Here is an 18,522-nt window from a genome sequence, read left to right as displayed (position 1 = left end):
CCGGCCGCCGCCGTCCAAGACCATCCGCCGGCAACACCGATATCGGTACGGATATCAGCCCTGCTCACGGCACTGAACCGACGGTTGGGTCGGTCGGAATCACCCGCTGCCGGCCACCGGTCGACTCCCCGGAGACCCCGCTCCGCGCCGCCTCGCGGCCGTGCACCCGTCCACGCCCGGCGGCCGTGCACCCGTCCACGCCCGGCGGCCGTGCACCCGTCCACGCCCGGCGGCCGTGCACCCGTCCACGCCCGGCGGCCGTTCACGGTTCGCGGAGTGCCTCGACGGCGGTCCGGGCGGCCTCGCCCATCGCCAGGTCGACGTCGATCCGACGGGCGTCCAGCCGGCGGGCCCGGGCGAAGACCGCGATCGCGTACCGGCCACCGTCGGGGTACTCGGCGACGCCGGCCTCCATGTGCAGCCCGGGCAGAGTCCCGGTCTTCGCCGACACCCGTACCTGGGGCGGAAAGCCGGACGCGATCCGGGTCCAGAAGAGCTGCCGGGCCATCAGGTTGCGGACCAGGGCACAGGCCGGCGGCGGGCCGGCCTCGTCCCGCCAGACCAGGCCGAGCAGCCGGGTCATCTCCCGGGGGGTGCCGGACGTGGTCGACGCCGGGTCGAACACCCGCAGGGCGCGGATCCGCCGCTCGGACAGGGTCGGGAAGATCCGGGCGAACTCGGCGTCGTCCCGGGCCCCGACGTCGGCGTACATCGACTCCAGCAGCTGCCGTGGCCCGCCGACGATCCGGGTACGGGCCAACCCCAGCTCGGCGGCGAGCAGTGACAGTACGTCCGGCCCGACCCGGCGCAGCAGCAGGTCGGCGGCGCTGTTGTCGGTGACCGACATGGCGAAGTACGCCAGGTCCCGCAGCGACACCTCGATGTCGTCGGCGCAGCCCGCCGTACCCCAGCCGCCCAGCCGGTCCTCGGCCCGGACCAGCACCCGCTCGGTCGGGTCGAGTTGACCGGCCGCGGCCTGTCGGGCGAACTCCAGCACCAGCAGGATCTTGAAGATGGAGGCGAGGACCACCTGTTCGTCGGCCCGGATCGCGACCTCGGCCCCGCCGTCGATCTCGGCCACGTGCAGCTGCGCGTCGACCCCCACCTCGTCGAAAATCCGCTCGATACGTTCCAGAACCGGCACGGAGCCGACAGTAGCGGCCGGCCGGAACCGTCTCATATTCGGACGCATATCCTCGACTGGTGGACCTCGCCCGGCACCTGCGACAGTTTCTCGTCGTCGCGGAAGAACTGCACTTCGGCCGGGCCGCCGAGATCCTGGGCATCGCCCAGCCACCCCTCAGCCAGGCGATCCAGCGGCTCGAACGCGAACTCGGGGTGGAGCTGTTCGACCGGTCCCGTCGCCAGGTCGGCCTGACCCCCGCCGGGCAACTGCTCCTCGCCGAGGCGCCCGCGCTGCTTTCGGCCGAGGAGCGGATCCGGGTCGTGATGCGCAAGGCCGCCGAGGGACAACTCGGTGTGTTGCGGGCAGGCGTACCACCGGAGACCCCGGCTCCCACCCTGCGGGCGCTGCTGACCCGGATGGCGGAGCGGGCGCCCGGACTCGACGTCGACCTTCAGGAGCTGAGCAGCGCCGAACAGCTCCGGATGCTCGCCGAGGCGCGGCTCGACGTCGGGTTGGTCCACCATCCGCTGGAGGCGGCCGACGGACTCCGGACCGGTCCGGCGGTGACGGTCCGCCTCGGGGCGGTGCTGCCACGCGACTCGCCCCTGGCCCAGCTCCGCGAGCTCAACCTGGCCGATTTGGCCGGGCACGACCTGGTCCTGTTCCCGCGCGCCACCGCACCCGGCTGGCACGACGAGGTCCTCGACGTGTGCCGCCGGTACGGGTACACGCCCCGCCGGGTCCGGCACGCCGGCAACCCGGAGTTCCTCCTGGGGCTGGTGCTCGGCCGGCAGTGTGTGGCGTTCGAGCCGGAGTCGACGGCCCGGCGCGAGCCGCGGGTCGCCTGGCGTCCGCTGGCCGAGCCGGTGCTGAACCGGCGGACCTCGGCGGTCTGGCCGGAACGGTCGCCACACCCGGCCGCCTCGGCGTTCGCCGGGGTCGCCGTCGAGATCCTGACCGGTCCCGCCCCGGTGCCCAGCGTGCTGGGCACCATACCGGAGGCGCTCCGTCCCTGGACGATCGTCTACCGCCCGCCCGAGACGTGAGGTCCGCGCGGTACCGGCGCCCACCGGGGACGACCGAGTCCGTTGTGGACTGCGGATTCCCGCCTCGCTGGTCGGTATGTTCGCTGGTAGCGCCGCCGGCGGCGCTGTGCCGTACCGGGTCGGCTACGACAGCGGTGAGGTCCGGACGCACGGCCTGCCCATGGTCAAGGAAGCCGGTACCTGGCGGCCCTTCCCGGGACCGGGCCGCCGTCCGGGCCGGCCGGGCGGCAGGGCCGGTCGATCGGCCAGCCGGCCAACCCGTTGGCCGGCCGGACGCGGAACGGAGGATGCGGACGGGCCCCGGGACCATCCAGAAACGACGCGACGAGGCCCGTACCGCTCAGCCAACCGGAGCCGGGGTCTTCTCCGCGGCGGTGCCCACGTCCGCCTTTGCCTCCAGGTCCGCCTTCGCCTCCACGGCGGCCCGCTTCCGGGCCCGGTGCGCGGCGACGTGCGAACGGGTCGCGCACCGCTCCGAACAGAACCGGCGGCAGCAGTTGGACGAGGTGTCCAGATAGACGTTGCCGCAGCGGTCGTCCGCGCAGACCCCGAACCGGGCGCTGCCGTACTCACAGAGCCAGACCGCCAGACCCCAGACCGCGCCGGCCAGGAACTCGGCGCTGACCGAGGCCCCCCGGCTGGTCACGTGCATGTGCCAGTCCTTGGCGTCATGCCCGGAAATGCGGGGCTGTACCGGATAGCTCTCCAATAGCGAATTCAGTTCGGCCACCGCGTCGGCATCCCGCCCGGAGGAGCCGAATTCGAAGACGTCCCGCAACCGCCGTTGGGCCCGGCGGAAGGCGGCGACATCCCGATCGGTCACCTCATCGCGCATCCAGCCGTGCTCGTCGGTGAAAACGGCCCGCAGATCGTCGAGGTTGTCGAGTCGCGCGTTAACGAGATCAACCCCGGTCCGGGCGTACGCGTCGAAGTTCACCCGACAACCGTAGACGACTCAGGGCTCCCGTGGCGCGTCCACGTAGTGCGGAAGGAACCGTGCGAAGCCATCCGTGATCAAGCTCTGGCTCTCCCGGATGCCCGCTCCGGCGGACTCTCCGTCGACGATCCAACTGCCCATGACCATCCGATTGCCGTCGAACGACGGGAGTGCACGGAATTCCTGGTAACACCAACCCTCGGCACCGTAAATGCCCGGATTATTGATCTCTCCGGCGCCGGTGATGATCCGCACCGATCCGCCCTCCCGGCCCAACAAGGGCTTCGCCACGTATTCCGGCATGCCGTGGGGCGAGTCGAGGTAGGCGGGCAGCAGGTACGGGTGACCGGGATGGAGTTCCCAGAGCACCGCCAACAGCGCCTTGTTGGAGAGCAGCATCTTCCAGGCCGGCTCGATCCAGGTTGTCGGCGTTCCCGGGTCCAGCGCCAACCGTCCGTACGGCTCGGCGACCATCCACTCCCAGGGATAGAGCTTGAAGCAGGTGAGGATCGGGGTGCCGGCGGTGTCGGACGGGTCGGTCCGGGCGACGAACCGCCGCCCGTCCCAGCCGATGCCGAGCATCGGCAGCAGTTCGCTCTTCAACCCCGCCTGCCGGGCGGTCTCGGCGAGGTAGCCGGCGGTCATCTGGTCCTCGCCGGACTCCTCCTCGTCCGACCAGGCCACGTGCACCAGCGGGTCGTGCAGGCCGGCACCGATCCGCCGCCATGCCTCGACGAGTCGCTCGTGGAGGCTGTTCCACTGGTCGAGGGTGGGGTGGACGTCCTCCAGCCAGTACCACTGGATCACCGACGCCTCGACCAGCGCGGTCGGGGTGTCCGCGTTGTATTCCAGCATCTTCGGCGGCCAGCTACCGTCGTACCAGAGGTCGAAACGGCCGTAGAGCGTCGGCGGCTGTTCGTGCAGGGAACGGCGGACCGCCTCGGCGGCCCAGGCCGGGATGCCGAACTCGGCGAACCGGTTCTTCGTCACCACATGTTCGGCGGCGGCCACCGACATCCGGTGCAGTTCCTCGGTCGCCTCCTCCAGCCGGAGGACCTCGTCGAGGTCGAGGGCGTAACAGGCGGTCTCGTCCCAGTACGACATGAAACCGCCGTCCGGCAGTTCGGTCTCGGCGTAGACCAGTCCCTGGCCCCGGACCAGGTCGTGCCAGTCCGGTCGGGGGGTCGAGCTCTCCCGCCGCATCGATCAACCGCCGCAGGAGGCGAGGTGGGTGCCGAATCCGCCCTGGTCCGGTACGGCGGCGGTCGGCTCGGTGCCGGGCCGTCCGAGCCGTGCCTGGACGGTGGGTACGGGGTTGGCGCTGCTGAGCGACCGGGGACGGGTCGACCGGTCGCAGTCGTCATCGTCGTCGCCCACCTGATTGCAGGCGGTGAGGGTGAGCGCGAGGGCGGTGAGCGCGCCCAGTTGCACGCTCGTGGACCGGAGGCGGCGTCGCGACACTGTTTCCACGAGATCGTTGTAGCGGATCGGCGCCACCCCGGACACCCCGGGCGTCCGCCCGGGCCGCTCACCGGGCGTCTCCGGAGACCTCCGGGCGTCTCCAGGGCTGTTCGCCGGGCGTCCCCGGGCTGTTCGCCGGGCGTCCCCAGTCCCGGTCCGGTCCCCGCGTGCCGCCGATCGGCTGGCGTTACGCTCGGCACATGCTCCGATCGGTCATCCTCGCCGCCTCCCGGTCATCCCGGATCGAGCGGCTCGTCGAGACGGCCCCGTTCACCCGGGACGTCGTCCGCCGGTTTGTCGCCGGCACCGCCACCGACGACGCGCTGCGCGCCACCCGCCAGCTGGTCGCCGACGGTCTCGCGGTCTCCATCGACCACCTCGGCGAGGACACCGTGACCGGGGAACAGGCGATTGCCGTCCGGGACGCGTACCTGGCGCTGCTCGGCCGGCTGGCCGAGGCGGGGCTGACCCCGGCGACCGAGGTCAGCGTGAAGCTCTCGGCGCTCGGGCAGCGCTTCGACGAGCGGCTGGCCCGGGACAACGTCCGGGCGATCTGCGCCGCCGCCGAGGCCGCCGGGACCACGGTCACCCTGGACATGGAGGACCACACCACCACCGACTCGACCCTCGACATCCTGACCGAGCTGCGGAAGGACTTCCCGGGTACGGGCGCGGTGCTCCAGGCGTACCTGCGGCGGACCGAGGCGGACTGTCGGGACCTGGCCACCGCCGGCAGCCGGGTACGCCTCTGCAAGGGTGCGTACAAGGAGCCGGAGTCGGTGGCGTACCAGTCCACGCAGGAAGTGGACAAGTCGTACGTCCGATGCATGAACATCCTGCTCTCCGGCGCGGGATACCCGATGCTGGCGACGCACGACCCCCGGCTGATCGCGATCGCCGAGGACCGCTCCCGGTGGTTCGACCGGGGACCGGACGAGTTCGAGTTCCAGATGCTCTACGGCGTGCGTCCGGAGGAGCAGGCCCGGCTCGCCGAGGCCGGGCACACGCTGCGGGTCTACCTGCCGTACGGCACCGACTGGTACGGCTACCTGATGCGCCGCCTCGCCGAGCGGCCGGCGAACGTCGCGTTCTTCGCCCGGGCACTGGTCAGCCGGGGGTAGGTCGCGCCCACCCGGGTAGACGAGGGGACCACGATGACCCGGTACGTGGCACTGCTGCGCGGCGTCAACGTCGGCGCGGGTACCGAACTCGCCATGCCGGAGCTGAGCCGGATCGTCACCGGACTCGGTGGCACGGACGTCCGGACGTACCTGCGGAGCGGGAACGTGGTTTTCGCCAGTGAGGCGGATCCGGACCGGTTGGCCGGGCGGATCCGCCGATCCCTCGCCGACGAACTGGCCCGGGACGTGCCGGTGCTGGTCCGGTCCGGTGCGGAGCTGGCGGCCCTGCTGGACGGCAACCCGTACCTCGGCGTGCAGAGCGACGAGGTGAAGCTGCTGGTCGGGTTTCTGGCCGAGCCGCCCGACCCGGCGCGGGTCGCCGCGCTGACCGTGCCCGAGGGGGAGACCGCCGAGTTCACCTTCGCCGGCCGGGAGCTGTACCTGCACTATCCCGACGGCTTCGGCAGGAGCAGGTTCAGCAACGCGTTGCTGGAACGGCGACTCGCCGTCGCGATGACGATCCGGAACTGGCGTACCGTCCGCGCCCTGGCCGAGCTGACCGCCGGCTGAGCCGAACGGGCGGGGCCGAGCCCGGTTCCCCGGTGGTCGTACGTACGACGGGGGCGCACCCGGTCCCTCGGAGGTCGGGTCCTGTCGGACCTTCTCCCCGGGGGAGCGGATGCGCCCCGTTGGCGTTGTCGGTGCTGGTCTCCGTCACCGGCTACCGGTACCGACCACCGGCGGTGTTCAGCGGCGGTGGTCAGCCGAAGCAGTTGTCGATGTGCTCCGGGCTGCCGTCGCAGTTGGTGGGCCGGTTCTTGATGATGGTGGTGTCGTCGTCCACATCCACCTTGGCGTCCTTGGCGAAGACACCGCCAGGCTTCTTGGTGGAGTTGTTCTCCGCCACCTTGCTGTCCACCAGGCGGAGCTTGCCGTCCTTGACGAAGATGCCACCGCCCTGGGACTTGTTGCCGATGGCGTCGTTGTAGACGACCTCGCTGTCCCGGACCGTGACGTCCGAGTCCTTGCCGAAGATGCCGCCACCGTCGCCCCGCGCCGTGTTCGCCTCGACCTTGGTCTTCTCGACCAGGAGCGAGCCGTCCAGGCTGAGGAGGCCGCCGCCGTCCGAGTTTGACGTGTTCCGGCTGACCTCGGACTTGCGTACGGTCACCGTGCTCTTGGCGGCGGCGATACCGCCACCCACCTTGGCGGTGTTGAAGGTGATCTTGCTGTCCTCGACCGTGGTCCGGGCGAAGACGCTGGCGATGCCGCCACCGACGCCGGCCCGGTTGCCGTGGATCTCGGCCTTGTGGATCCGGGCGACCCCGAAGGCGTTCACGATGCCGCCACCGAAGCCGTGGGTGTTGTTGTTGCTGACCTGGACCCGTTCGAGCTTCAGGTCACCCGTGTTGGCGATACCGCCGCCAGCACCCTTGTCGTCGGTGTTGTTGTCGTTGATCTGGCTGTAGGTGATCTCGGTCTCGCCCTTGTTGAGGATCGCGCCACCCGCGCCGCCGTGAATCGCGGAGTTGCGGGTGAACTTGCTGTCCTTGACCTTGGCGCTACCGCCGTCCTCGACGAGGAGGCCACCGCCGCCCTTGCCGCGACCGTTCTTGATGGTGACGTCGCTGAGGACCAGCTCGCCGCCGTCGCCGACGGTCAGGATGCGGAAGTCCTTGGCGTTCGCGGCCCGGGTGATCGTGGCACCCTCACCCTTGATCGTGATCCGCTCGTGGATCACCGGCAGGCCCGACTTGTCGTCGTGCTTCTTGTCGTCGTGCTTCTTGTCGTGCTTGCCGCCGTTGACGTTGTTCACGCCGTTCGTCGTGCCGTGGTCGTCGTACTTCTTCCGGTCGTGCTTCTTGTCGTGCTTCTTGTCGTGCTTGTCCCGGTCGTCGTACGCGGTGAGAACGTAGGTGCACTTCGGCGCGAGCCGGAGGTGACCCCCACCCTGCGCGTTGGCGTGCACCAGTGCGGCGATGAGCTTGTCGGGGTCGCAGGGCACCGACTCTTCGTCGTGCCGCTCCTCCTCCTTCTTCTCGTCACCGCAACGCTCGCCGTACGACCCGGAGCGGTCGCCGGACGAGCCGGAGTTCTCGCCGTGCCAGCCGGAACCCTCGGAGCCCTTGGAGTCCTTGTCGTCCTTGGAGTCCTTGGATCCCTTGTCGTCCTCGGAGCCCTTGGGGTCCTTGGAGCCCTTGTCGTCCTTGTTGTCCTTGTTGTCCTTCGGGTCCTTGGACTCCTCCGGCTTCGCCTTCGGGTCCTTGGACTCGGTCGGCTTGGGCGCCGGGTCCTTGGACTGCGTCGGCTTGGGCGACGGCTCACCCGACCCGCCGCGGCCTGAGCTCTCGCCCGACCGCTGCCCCGAGTCCTGCCCCTGCTCGCCGTGCCAGCCCGAGCTGTTCGACCCCGAGCTGTTCGACCCCGAGCTGTTCGACCCCGAGCTGTTCGACCCCGAGCTGTTCGAGCCGGACTCCTCGCCGTGCCAGCCGGAGCCGTTCGACCCTGAGCTGTTCGAGCCGGAGCTGTTCGAGCCGGACTCCTCGCCGTGCCAGCCGGAGCCGTTCGACCCTGAGCTGTTCGAGCCGGAGCTGTTCGAGCCGGACTCCTCGCCGTGCCAGCCCGAACCGTTCGAGCCGCTCTCGGAACCCGACTCGCAGTGGTCGCTCCGGCCCTGCCAGCCGCCCTCGGAATCCTTGCCGTCCTTGCCCTCTTCGTGCCGGCCCTGCTCGTCCTTGCCGTCTTCTTTCTTGCCGTCTTTGTTCTGGTCGTCCTTGTCCTGTTTGTCCTTGCCGTTGTCCGAGGCGACAACCGACAGCTTCCCCAGGTCCAGGTTCGGCAGACCCTGCGCGCCAGCCATGCTGGCCACGCCCGTGATGCCGGCGGCACCGGCCACGAGGCTGCCCGCGACGATCCCGCCGGCTAAGAACCACCGGGACCGTCGCCTTGTTGGGCGCGTTCTGGGCTGACCGGGATCCACCTGGTTCCCATGGAGTTCAGACATGAGCTCCCTGCCTTTCGGATACAAGACACGCCCGCACCACGGGGCGCGGATGGCGACAAATGGTTTGTCACCACTGATGGTCACCGTACGGCGACCATCAGGTGCATCACGGGCCTACGCGAAGAAAACCCACGACTCAGCGGAAATAAGACTGTCGGCGCCCGAACGGGGTGAACCGGTGTCTATGAGGACCAGACAAGGAGCAATCGTGGTTCGGGCAGGAAACTGCAGACCGTCAGTCGACAGCTGTTACCACTTGTTATTTCCCAGACCGCTCGTTGCTCCGCAATTACGACATCAGGCGCAGGCGACGCCACCGGGTCGAAACCGCTCCGATGCCTCCGGGAACCTCCGGATGTGGTTTCCGGCGGTCCTCCGGAAGACTGACCTGGTGACCGATGCGATCGACGACTACGTCTCGACGGTGGGAGCCGAACTGAGGGGATCGGCCCGCCTCCGGGCCGACATGCTCGCCGAGATCCGCGACGCCCTGGTCGACGCCTCCGAGAGCCACCAGGCTGCCGGTCTCGCCGGCCAGGAAGCCGAAGAGCAGGCCGTACGGGAGTTCGGGTCGGCGCGCCGGATCGCGGCCGGACTGCAGGAGGTGCTGGCCGTGGCGCACGGTCGGCGTACCGCGCTGGTCTTCCTCGCCGTCGTCGGCGTCCAGGCCCTCGGCGCCGAGCTGCTCGGTCACCTCGGCGGCTGGCGGATGATGTGGGGCGACGAGCAGCCCGGTGCGGCTTACCTCTGGCTGGCCCGGACGACCGACCTGCTCGCCGGGGGCGCCCTGGTCGCCGCCGTGGCTGCGGTCCTCCTGCTGGGTCGGGGACTGCGGCATGTCGGGATTCGACTCGGGCTGGTGCGCCTCACCGCCGCACTCGCCGCGACCATGATCGTGCTGACCGTGGGGTGTGGCGTGCTGCTCACCGTACTGCCGTCGTCGGCCGGCGCGGCGGTGACGGTGACCGGCGTGACCGGCGCCGTCCTGTCGGCGGTGCCGGTGCTCGTCTGCGCCCGGCGCAGCTGGCTCGCGGCGGTCGGTCCGGGGCGGGCTCTGATCTACAGTGGACAACGCGGGAAACCTGATCCTGACTGGATTTCGGCCCGGCGGGCGCGGCAAAGGTGACGGTTCGGTTCCGATTCGTCGGCCGGCCCGGCCGGAGTGGGCAGGACTGGACACGAGGTCGTACTCTCCGGCCGTGACTGACGGGGACACCGGGACCCGCCCGAGCGGCGGTGACGACACGTACAGCGGCCACCCGCCCACCGCGCACCCCTCGTCGGATCATCCGCCGCTCGGCGGCACCGCGCCCGTCTCCGGCTATCCGGCCGTGGGTGGCTACGGACCGCCTCCGGGACATCCCGGGCCGGGCGGATATCCGGTGTCGTCACCCGCCGGCCCGCCACCGCCGTACGGCTACCTGCCACCCGGGGGCCTCCCGCCGGAGTTCGGCCAGCGACCGCCCCGCCGTCCCCGGCTGTGGCTGTGGGTGACCCTCGGCATGGTCGCGGCGCTGCTCTGCTGCGCGGTACCGGCCGTCGGCGGGGTCCTCGCCCTCGACCGGTTCGACGACGCGGAGGGCACGGCGGCCGGTGCCGGCGCACCCAGCCCGAAGGCCGGCGATCCGCCGACGGTCACCCAGGAGTGGCTCGGCGAACGGGTGGTCGAACTGCTCGACAAGCAGGCGACCGCGCTGCTCGGCGGTGACGAGGGCGGCTACCTGGCGGTGGCTGAGCCGGGCTCTCCGGTCTCCCGCGACCTGCGCCGCCAGTTCCGTACCCTGCGCGCGATGCAGGTCACCCAGTGGAAGCCGGAGCTGCGCGGCAAGCTGGTCCAGACGTTCGAGCCGGGGCAGTGGCGCGCCGACCTGAGGATCAGGCACTGCTTCGTGGTGCCGGCCTGCGAGCCGATCGAGATCGTGGTCCGCACCACCTGGCAGGACGTCGCCGGCCAGCCCCGGATGATCGGCGTCGAGGAGCCGGAGTCGCAGGGTGACCGACCCCGCCCCTGGGAGGTGGACGAGCTCGTCGCCTCGACCAGCGAGCGGGTGCTGGTTGCCGCGCCCCGGGCCTTCCGGGACCGGCTGCCGAAACTGCTGCGCGAGGCGGACCGGGCCGCCCGGATCGCCGACCGCTACGCCGCTGACGGCACCCCGCCCGACCGCTACCGGATCTTCTACGCCGGCCCGAACGAGTGGAAGCGGTGGTACGGCGGAGACCGCGCGGAGTGGACCGCCGGGTACGCCGTCTCGATCGGTTCCGGCCAGTACGACGTGGTGCTCAACTCCGAGAGCCTGCGCGACGGCGAGTACGCCGAGCTGCTCCGGCACGAGCTGACCCACACCGCCTCGCTCTCCGGCACGCCCCGACTGGAGAACGGTGCCTGGTGGCTGGTCGAGGGTCTCGCGGAGTACGCCGCAGCGGTGGGGCGCCCGGTGAGCCGGTACCCGACCCTCGCCGACGTCAGGCGGCTGACCGACTCCGACTGGAGTGGTGAGTTGGACGACCTGCTGCCGGACGAGGACGCCCCGGACTGGCGGGTCTCGGCCGCGTACGGCGGTGGCTACCTGGCTGTCCGGCATCTCGGCGACCGTTTCGGCGATGAGCGGCTGCTCCGGTTCTTCAAGCTCGTGGTACACGACGGCGACTCGGAGGAGGAGGCCGCCCGCCAGGTGTTCGACGCGGACTGGTCGGACCTACACGACGAGTGCGTCGACTACATCCGGAAGACGGCCGACTGACCCGGGCTGGTCGGTCCTCCGACCAGGCCGCGACGTGACGCGTGCCCGGCAGATGGTGTCCGGGGAGGGTCATACCACCGGCCGACGGTCCGGCTTCGTCGACGGTCGTGCGGGCGCCGTGCCGGGGCCTGAGATAGTAGATCTCGCTCCCAGCGCGGAGCCCCGACTCGCGTCCGGAAGCGACTCGGGGCACCCGTCCGGTGGCTCCGGTGGCGCCGCCGGAGCCACCGGGCGCCGCATCCCGTGCCGCGCCGCATCCCGTGCCGCGCCCGCGCCGTGCGTGCCAGCCGCCGCGCGACGAGAGAATCCGGCCCGACAAGCCGACCGGAGAATCCGGCCCGACCACCCGGGCGACCGGCCCGGACCTGTCGGCAAGGATGATCAAATGTCCGAAGGGATCGCGCCGGTCACAGCCGTCCCGCTACCGTACTGGTAACACGCGCGTGGTCGCCCCGGTGCGGAACCTCCGGCCGGTCGGCCCGCGCCGGGGAATGGGATGGATCGGTGAGCCATGGCAGGATCACCACAGTCCGACGGCCGGCTGCCGGAGGTCAGGTTCCTGACCGTCGCCGAGGTGGCGACGCTCATGCGGGTGTCGAAGATGACCGTCTACCGGCTCGTGCACTCGGGTGAGCTGACCGCGGTCCGGGTCGGGCGGTCGTTCCGGGTGCCCGAGCACGCCGTACACGAGTACCTGCGCGGTGCCTTCCAGGAAACCGCCTGACGACGGTCGGGTCGGTCCGGGTCCGGGGTCCGAGCGCCGGGCAGACCCGTCGACCGTGCCGAGCGGGGAGCCTCCCGACGGCGTACACCGCCGTCGACGTGACCACGGCACCGGGCGATCGACACGGCACCCAGGTGCCCAGGCGGTCCGGACGACGATGAGACCGGGGGCGCGTTCGTCCGGTCGACGACCGAGGGCTACGCTGGAGCGCGACCGTGGCCACGTGCCGGTGTGGGCGAGAGCCAGACCGTGCCGGTCCGGTCCGTTGTCCAGCTCGGTTACCGATCACCCCGCTGGGGGTGACTCCGGTCCGACCCGCAGATGCATCAGAAGGGCTGTCGTATGGGCTCGGTGGTCAAGAAGCGCCGCAAGCGCATGGCGAAGAAGAAGCACCGCAAGCTGCTGCGCAAGACCCGCGTCCAGCGTCGCCGTCTCGGCAAGTGACCCTGGCCGGGCCTCGGCCCGGCCAGCGGTGACGCCGGTCAGCTGTCGACCTCTGGAGGCCCACGTGACGATGTCGCGGTGGTCCGGACCCGGCCCGGGGCGACCCGTGCGGGGCACGAGGTGACCCCCGGAAGCACCCCAGGTGCGCCGGGGGTGGTCGTGGTGACCGGCGTGAGCCGTTTCCTCGGCGCGCACGTCGCGGCCCGGCTCGTCGCGGACGACCGGATCAACCGGGTCATCGGGCTCGACGTGCTCGACCCGGCACCCGAACTCGCCCCCCTGCTCGACGGGGTGGAACGCGTCCGTGCCGACGCCGGCGCGGTGAGCAGCGTCGTCGACGACCTGGGCGCCGACGCTGTCGTACACCTCGCCCTGCTCACCGCGCCGGACCAGCAGCAGGGCGGCCGGGCGGCGATGAAGGAACAGAACGTCATCGGCACGATGCAACTGCTCGCCGCCGGACAGCGGGCATCCCGGCTGCGCAAGCTGGTCGTCCGGTCGTCGACCGCCGCCTACGGCGCCTCGTTCCGGGACCCGGCCGTCTTCACCGAGGACACCGAGCCGCGAGCGGTGCCGCGCGGCGGGTTCGCCCGGGACATCCTCGACATCGAGGGGTACGTCCGCGGCTTCCGGCGCCGTCGCCCGGACGTCACCGCCACCGTGCTGCGGTTCGCCCCGTTCATCGGCTCGCGGGCGAACACCACCCTGACCCGCTACTTCGCCCAACCGGTCGTACCGACCGTGCTCGGGCGTGACCCCCGGCTGCAGTTCGTGCACTTCGACGACGCCCTGGAGGTCCTGCACCGGTCGGTGGTCGAGGATCACCCCGGGACGTACAACGTCGCCGGGCCGGGTGTGCTCTCCCTCTCCCAGGCGATCCGGCGGGCCGGCCGGGTAGCCGTACCGGTGCTGGAACCGGGACTCTCCGGGGCGGCCGGGCTCGCCCGTACCCTCGGCTTCGGCCGCTACAGCCTCGACCAGGTCGACCTCTTCGTGCACGGCCGGGTCGTCGACACCACCAGGCTGATCAGCGAGTACGGCTTCACCCCGCGCTCCACCGCCGCCGCGTTCGACGACTTCATCCAGGGCCACCGTGCCCCGGCCCCGCTCGGTCCGGACCAGTTGCACCGCGCCGAACGGATGATCCTCGACGGCATCCGCCACACCCGGGCCGCGGTCCGGGACCGGATCGGCCAGCTCAGCGAGGTGCGGGGCGGGCGGACCGATGACTGACGAACCGGCCGATCCCAGCGGTCCGGAGCGACGGCACGACGACGCGCCGGCGGAGGAATCCGCCCGGCGGCACGACGTGGACGACTCCGTCCGGCGGTTCGACGAGGCGCCGGTGGCGGATCCGGCGGACCTGGACCGGCCGGCGCGGCGCAACGGGCACCGGCCCGCGCCGATCGCCCCGGCCGTCGCCGACCAGCCGGGCGACGTCTGGGACCGGCGGGTCGCCGCCGGCCTGGCGTTTCTCCGGCGGCGCCTCTCCGGCCGGTACGAGGTCGACGAGTTCGGCTTCGACCCGGAGCTGACCGACCAGGTCTTCCTGCCGTTGCTGCGCCGCCTCTACCGCGACTGGTTCCGTACCGAGGTGACCGGGCTGGAGCACCTGCCGGTCGACGGGTCCGGTCTGGTGGTCGGCAACCACTCCGGCACGGTGGCGTTGGACGCGCTGGTCCTGGCGGCGGTGCTGCGTGACCGGCATCCGACCCGCCGGCACCTGCGACTGCTCGGCGCGGACCTGGTGTTCCGGATGCCGATCGTCTCCGAGCTGGCCCGCAAGACCGGCGGTACGGTGGCCTGCAACCCGGACGCGGAGCGGCTGCTCGGCCGGGGCGAGCTGGTCGGGGTCTTTCCCGAGGGTTTCAAGGGGATCGGCAAGCTCTATGCCGAGCGCTACAAACTGCAGCGGTTCGGCCGGGGCGGATTCGTCTCGGCGGCGCTGCGCACCGGGGCCCCGATCGTCCCGGTGGCGATCGTCGGGGCCGAGGAGACGTACCCGATGCTCGCCGACATCAAGCCGCTGGCCCGGCTGCTGAAACTGCCGTACTTCCCGGTGACCCCGACGTTCCCGTGGCTGGGGCCGCTCGGCGTGGTCCCGCTGCCGAGCAAGTGGCTGATCGAGTTCTGTCCGCCGATCCCGACCGCGCACCTGGTCGACTCGGCCGACGATCCGCTGGTCGTCTTCAACCTCGCCGACCAGGTACGGGAGACCATCCAGCAGACCCTGCACCAGTTGCTGGGGCGGCGGCCCGATCCGTTCGGCCCCTGAGCGTCCCGCTCACAGGTGTCGGCGGCGACGCATCGCCAGGCCGGCGGTGACCACCCCGGCGACCAGGCCGGCGGCGGCGGTCGACGGTACGGCGATCCGGGCCGCCTTCCGGCCGGTGCGGAAGTCGTACACCGTCCAGTTGTTGTCCCGGGCGGTCCGACGCAGTGCGCTGTCCGGGTTGATCGCCACCGCCCGCCCGACCGTGCAGAGCATCGGCAGGTCGTTGCTGGAGTCGCTGTACGCGGCACAGCGGGACAGGTCGAGTCCTTCGACGGCGGCGAGCTGGGTCACCGCGTCGGCCTTGGCCGCGCCGTGCATCAGGTCCCCGACCAGCCGTCCGGTGTACGCGCCGTCGTGGACCTCGGCGACCGTACCGATCGCGCCGGTCAGCCCGAGGCGGGCCGCGATGACCCGGCCGATCTCCACCGGGGCGGCGGTGACCAGCCAGACCCGTTGGCCGTCGGCCAGATGCTGCTCGGCCAGGGCCCGGGTGCCGCGCCAGATCCGTGGCGCCATCAGCTCGTCGAAGATCTCCTCGGTGAGCCGTTCGATCTCCTCGATCCGCCAGCCGGCGACGAAGGCGAGCGCGGCCTCCTTCACCTGCGACATGCTGCCGGCGTGCTCGGTGGCGAGCACCCGAAACCGCAGTTGCTGCCAGGCGAACCGGGTCAGGTCCCGGGTGGTGAGGTAGTTGCGGGCGGCCAGGCCACGGGCGAGCCAGTAGATCGAGGCGCCCTGCATCATCGTGTTGTCGACGTCGAAGAAGGCGGCGGCACAGGGGTCGGCGGGCGCCGGTGGGGCGTCCGCCAGCCCGGTGGGTGCCCAGCCCGCGGTGTGGCCGTCCGGGTCGGTGCTGATCGTCATCTTGCTGACGGTCGCCCTGCGGGTACGGGCCACGCGCGGACCTCCTCGCTCACACGTACACCAGCGAGGGTAACGAAGATCTGCGCTGCCGCACCCGTGGTCGTGGGAGTGACCTGACCGGGACCCGGCCGGGCCGGGTCGCCGGCCGGTCAGCCGCCGTCGCCGGGCGGTCAGCCGCCGCTGTCGTGGGCGGCCGGGGACGGGCTCTTCTCCCGGACCGCCGGCTGCTCCTCGCTGGGGGTTGGTGCCGGATCCCGAGGTGAAGCGGTTCGCTCGGGGACCGACGGAGTGTTTGGAGTCCGGCCGCCGGTTCCCTCGGAGGCCGACGGGTTCGGCGGGGTGGTGAGCACCGGACCTCGACCGCCGGGGCAGTTCCGGGGGACCGGGCCGAGCGAGTCGTCCCGACCGGTCGCCCCGGCGCCGCAGGTCAGCGCGGCCCGTAGCCCGTCGGTCCGGCGCTGCACGTTGGCGAGCAGGTTGACCGACCGCTGGGCCGGTTCCCGGTTGGCCCGACCGGTCCGGTCGAGCAGGTCGTCGAGCCGCTGACCCTGCTCGTTGAGGAAACGGTCGACGGCGTCGAGCGCGGCCGGATCCCGACGCTGCACCGTGGCGGTGGTGAGGAGCCGGATGCCCTGCCGGGTGTCGTTGTCCATGTCCCGCAGGACGGCCTCGAACCCGACGTTCTGCCCACCCAGGGCGCTCGCCTCGGCGAGCCGGGTCCGGGCGAAGTCGAGGAAGAGCTGTCCCCGGCTGAGGTCGGAACTGGCCAACGCGAGCTGGGCGCGTTCGGTGTGCCGCTTCATGCCGTACAACGCGTCGCCGGGGACGGCGTTCTCGCTGGCGGCGGACATGCCGGAGACCGCGATCGCGCCGACGGCGACACCGACGACGATGGCGCCCCGGGCGCGGAGCCGGGTCCGGGGCGCCCGGGGCGCGGAGCGTGCGCCCCGGACCGGTGCGGCGGGTCTGACCGCGTCCTCGCCGAGCGGGTCGTCGGCGGTGGCACCGATCCCTTCCCGTTCGGCGGTCGCGACCAGCATGGCGCGCAGGCTGGCCCGGAAGTCGGGGTCGACCTCGACGGGGGACTGGACGGTCCGGAGCCGTTGCCCGACCGCCAACGGTTGGGCGAGGTCGGCGTCGACGCGGGACCGGATGTGGTGGCGGCGGCCACCGTTGGCTTCCTCGAGCAGTTGCGCGAATCGCTCCGCGCGCTGCCGGTAGAACGCGTTCCAACCCACGGCCGACACCTCCCTTCGCTGGTCGCGACGCTTCGGTCGGCGTCGTCGCCGTCCGGTGCGACGGTGGCTGAACGTCAGAGCCTGACCGCGGCGGCGGTCGGACCAGCTGTCCGACCGGCCAGCCGGGGCGAGCCCCGGGTAACCACCGGTCGCACCGGGACAAACGTTCGGCGGGGCGGACCGGTTACGGGCGGCTCCGAGGAGAAATTACGAAGAGTGAGCGGGGTCACCGGGCGTCCGGTCGGCTGCGGGGAGCGCCTCACGGCTGGAACCCGTCGGGCAGCAACCGGGCCAGGGCCCGGACCGCGCGGTACTGCAGTGCCTTGATCGCGCCCTCGTTCTTGCCCATCGCCTGTGCGGTCTCCGCGACGGAGAACCCCTGCAGGAAGCGGAGCACGATGCATTCCTGCTGTTCGGGGTTGAGTTGCTTGACCGCCGTCAGCAACGCGACATTCGTGATGTGTTCGACGACGGCCGCTTCGGGACTTCCCTCCGGACCCCGATCCTCGCGGTCCGCATCCAAGACGTCACCTGTAGTAACTTCGAGTCGGTAGCGCCCCGACTTGAAGTGGTCCGCGACCAGGTTCCGGGCGATGGTCACCAGCCAGGCACCCAGGTCGCGGCCCTGCCAGGTGAAGCTGCCGATCCGCTTCAGTGCCCGCAGGAAGGTGTCCGAGGTGAGATCCTCGGCGAGCTGCCGGTTGCCGACCCGGAAGTAGACGAACCGGAAGACGGTGTCCACGTACCGGTCGTAGATCAGCCCGAACGCCTCGGGCTCGCCGGCCTGGGCCCGCTCGACGAGCGCCCAGACCTCCCGGGCCGGATCGGACGGATCCGGCCGGTCCGGATAACCGGTCCCCGACCCGCCGCCGGAGCCGGTTGTCGACTCGGTGGCCGGAACCACCGGCAGCACGGCCGTCTCGGTGTTCGGATTGTCCAGCTCGGTGTCGCCGCCCGCCGGCGGCCCGACATTCGGCTGGACCGGCATCGCCGGCCGGGTCGGGCTGGCCACCCGACCGCCGTTGACCTGCCGACTGTTGCCGCCCGGTGAACCCTGCCGGGTCGGGGTCTCGTTCGGATGGTGCGGCCGGTTCCGGATCCGTTTCGAGCCCCCGTCGCCCCGCACCGCGAGGCTCAGCATGTCGTCCATGGACAGGCGGAGCCGGGACAGTCCCTCGTTCAGGGCCTGTCGGGTGTTCCGCAGCTGACCGCCGGTGGTGCTGTCGGCATGTCCGTAGGTGCTCACTGGACCTCCCCGGCCGCCCGCGACCGTCTGGCCGGTCGCCCGGGCCGGGCGACGGCGGTGGCCGTACGTGCGCCGTGGACGGCGCGATCCGGCACGGCAGATCCGGGGTGCGCCGTACGACGGCACACGCCCCACAGCTGCTGGTGCTGTGCTCTCACAGGCACGGCGGCCTCCTCGGGCTGAGGGGTGTCGACTCACGGCAAAAGGGGTGAGCCGACCCGAGTGATGATAGGGCCAACGTCACCCATGTGCGGCAAGTCCGTTACACAGAGCCGAAGTATTTCCGAAAGCCACC

The 18,522-nt window shown here is 71.4% G+C and carries 16 protein-coding genes and 1 pseudogene; 9 read left to right on the top strand and 8 right to left on the bottom strand.

What is annotated here, in order from left to right; genetic code table 11:
* Positions 1-262: 262 nt before the first annotated feature.
* The gene (locus tag ABGB21_RS16605; protein WP_347651826.1) at positions 263-1,144 is read right to left on the bottom strand and encodes a serine hydrolase; all 882 of its coding nucleotides are present in this window, start codon (positions 1,142-1,144) and stop codon (positions 263-265) included.
* 59 nt (positions 1,145-1,203) lie between these two features.
* Here ABGB21_RS16605 and ABGB21_RS16600 point away from each other — a divergent pair, with 59 nt between their 5' ends.
* Entirely contained in the window at positions 1,204-2,172 is a 969-nt protein-coding gene (locus ABGB21_RS16600; protein ID WP_347651825.1) for a LysR family transcriptional regulator, read from the top strand.
* A gap of 340 nt (positions 2,173-2,512) precedes the next feature.
* Here the strand turns inward: ABGB21_RS16600 and ABGB21_RS16595 are convergent, their stop codons facing one another.
* The 3 genes from ABGB21_RS16595 to ABGB21_RS16585 are packed head-to-tail and all read right to left on the bottom strand — an operon-like array spanning position 2,513 to position 4,579.
* Positions 2,513-3,109 carry a CGNR zinc finger domain-containing protein gene (locus ABGB21_RS16595; RefSeq protein WP_347678427.1) on the bottom strand — a complete coding sequence of 199 codons (597 nt, stop codon included), beginning with the start codon at positions 3,107-3,109 and terminating at the stop codon, positions 2,513-2,515.
* 18 nt (positions 3,110-3,127) lie between these two features.
* Entirely contained in the window at positions 3,128-4,312 is a 1,185-nt protein-coding gene (locus ABGB21_RS16590) for a glutathionylspermidine synthase family protein (RefSeq protein WP_347651823.1), read from the bottom strand.
* A gap of 3 nt (positions 4,313-4,315) precedes the next feature.
* A complete protein-coding gene (locus ABGB21_RS16585; RefSeq protein WP_347651822.1) occupies positions 4,316-4,579 on the bottom strand; it encodes a hypothetical protein in 264 nt (87 codons plus the stop codon).
* Positions 4,580-4,770: 191 nt separating this feature from the next.
* Here ABGB21_RS16585 and ABGB21_RS16580 point away from each other — a divergent pair, with 191 nt between their 5' ends.
* Both ABGB21_RS16580 and ABGB21_RS16575 read left to right on the top strand, forming a co-directional pair.
* Entirely contained in the window at positions 4,771-5,691 is a 921-nt protein-coding gene (locus ABGB21_RS16580; protein ID WP_347678425.1) for a proline dehydrogenase family protein, read from the top strand.
* 33 nt (positions 5,692-5,724) lie between these two features.
* Complete coding sequence (locus tag ABGB21_RS16575) at positions 5,725-6,261, top strand: DUF1697 domain-containing protein (RefSeq protein WP_347678423.1); 537 nt, start codon at positions 5,725-5,727, stop codon at positions 6,259-6,261.
* Between the two features lie 190 nt (positions 6,262-6,451).
* Here ABGB21_RS16575 and ABGB21_RS16570 read toward each other — a convergent pair whose 3' ends face one another.
* On the bottom strand, positions 6,452-8,671 hold the full coding sequence (locus tag ABGB21_RS16570; protein WP_347678421.1) for a right-handed parallel beta-helix repeat-containing protein: 2,220 nt from the start codon (positions 8,669-8,671) through the stop codon (positions 6,452-6,454).
* Positions 8,672-9,086: 415 nt separating this feature from the next.
* Between ABGB21_RS16570 and ABGB21_RS16565 the strand changes: the two genes are divergently transcribed.
* The 6 genes from ABGB21_RS16565 to ABGB21_RS16540 all read left to right on the top strand — a co-directional run bounded on the left by ABGB21_RS16565 (position 9,087) and on the right by ABGB21_RS16540 (position 14,879).
* Positions 9,087-9,821 (top strand): permease prefix domain 1-containing protein, encoded by a 735-nt coding sequence (locus ABGB21_RS16565; RefSeq protein WP_347678419.1) that lies wholly within the window; start codon positions 9,087-9,089, stop codon positions 9,819-9,821.
* Between the two features lie 73 nt (positions 9,822-9,894).
* Entirely contained in the window at positions 9,895-11,436 is a 1,542-nt protein-coding gene (locus tag ABGB21_RS16560; protein ID WP_347678417.1) for a hypothetical protein, read from the top strand.
* Positions 11,437-11,947: 511 nt separating this feature from the next.
* Positions 11,948-12,160, top strand: a complete 213-nt coding sequence (locus ABGB21_RS16555) for a helix-turn-helix domain-containing protein (protein WP_331214529.1) — start codon at positions 11,948-11,950, stop codon at positions 12,158-12,160.
* 342 nt (positions 12,161-12,502) lie between these two features.
* A complete protein-coding gene (locus ABGB21_RS16550; RefSeq protein ID WP_007465623.1) occupies positions 12,503-12,604 on the top strand; it encodes an AURKAIP1/COX24 domain-containing protein in 102 nt (33 codons plus the stop codon).
* Between the two features lie 120 nt (positions 12,605-12,724).
* A complete protein-coding gene (locus ABGB21_RS16545) occupies positions 12,725-13,837 on the top strand; it encodes an NAD-dependent epimerase/dehydratase family protein (protein ID WP_347651972.1) in 1,113 nt (370 codons plus the stop codon).
* Positions 13,830-14,879 carry a lysophospholipid acyltransferase family protein gene (locus tag ABGB21_RS16540; RefSeq protein ID WP_347678415.1) on the top strand — a complete coding sequence of 350 codons (1,050 nt, stop codon included), beginning with the start codon at positions 13,830-13,832 and terminating at the stop codon, positions 14,877-14,879. Before ABGB21_RS16545 ends, ABGB21_RS16540 begins: the two co-directional genes overlap by 8 nt.
* Before the next feature lie 9 nt (positions 14,880-14,888).
* Here ABGB21_RS16540 and ABGB21_RS16535 read toward each other — a convergent pair whose 3' ends face one another.
* From ABGB21_RS16535 to ABGB21_RS16525, 3 genes and pseudogenes are all read right to left on the bottom strand, one after another.
* The gene (locus ABGB21_RS16535) at positions 14,889-15,743 is read right to left on the bottom strand and encodes an HAD-IB family hydrolase (protein ID WP_347651815.1); all 855 of its coding nucleotides are present in this window, start codon (positions 15,741-15,743) and stop codon (positions 14,889-14,891) included.
* 365 nt (positions 15,744-16,108) lie between these two features.
* Positions 16,109-16,981, bottom strand: a pseudogene (locus ABGB21_RS16530) (DUF5667 domain-containing protein); the annotation flags it as partial.
* Between the two features lie 259 nt (positions 16,982-17,240).
* Positions 17,241-18,164: an ECF subfamily RNA polymerase sigma factor, BldN family gene (locus ABGB21_RS16525; RefSeq protein ID WP_347651971.1), complete on the bottom strand. Its 924-nt coding sequence runs from the start codon at positions 18,162-18,164 to the stop codon at positions 17,241-17,243.
* Between the last annotated feature and the right edge of the window lie 358 nt (positions 18,165-18,522).

This window comes from Plantactinospora sp. B24E8, from assembly GCF_039871735.1.
Lineage (GTDB): Bacteria > Actinomycetota > Actinomycetes > Mycobacteriales > Micromonosporaceae > Plantactinospora.
This window is presented reverse-complemented; position numbering and strand designations above follow the sequence as displayed.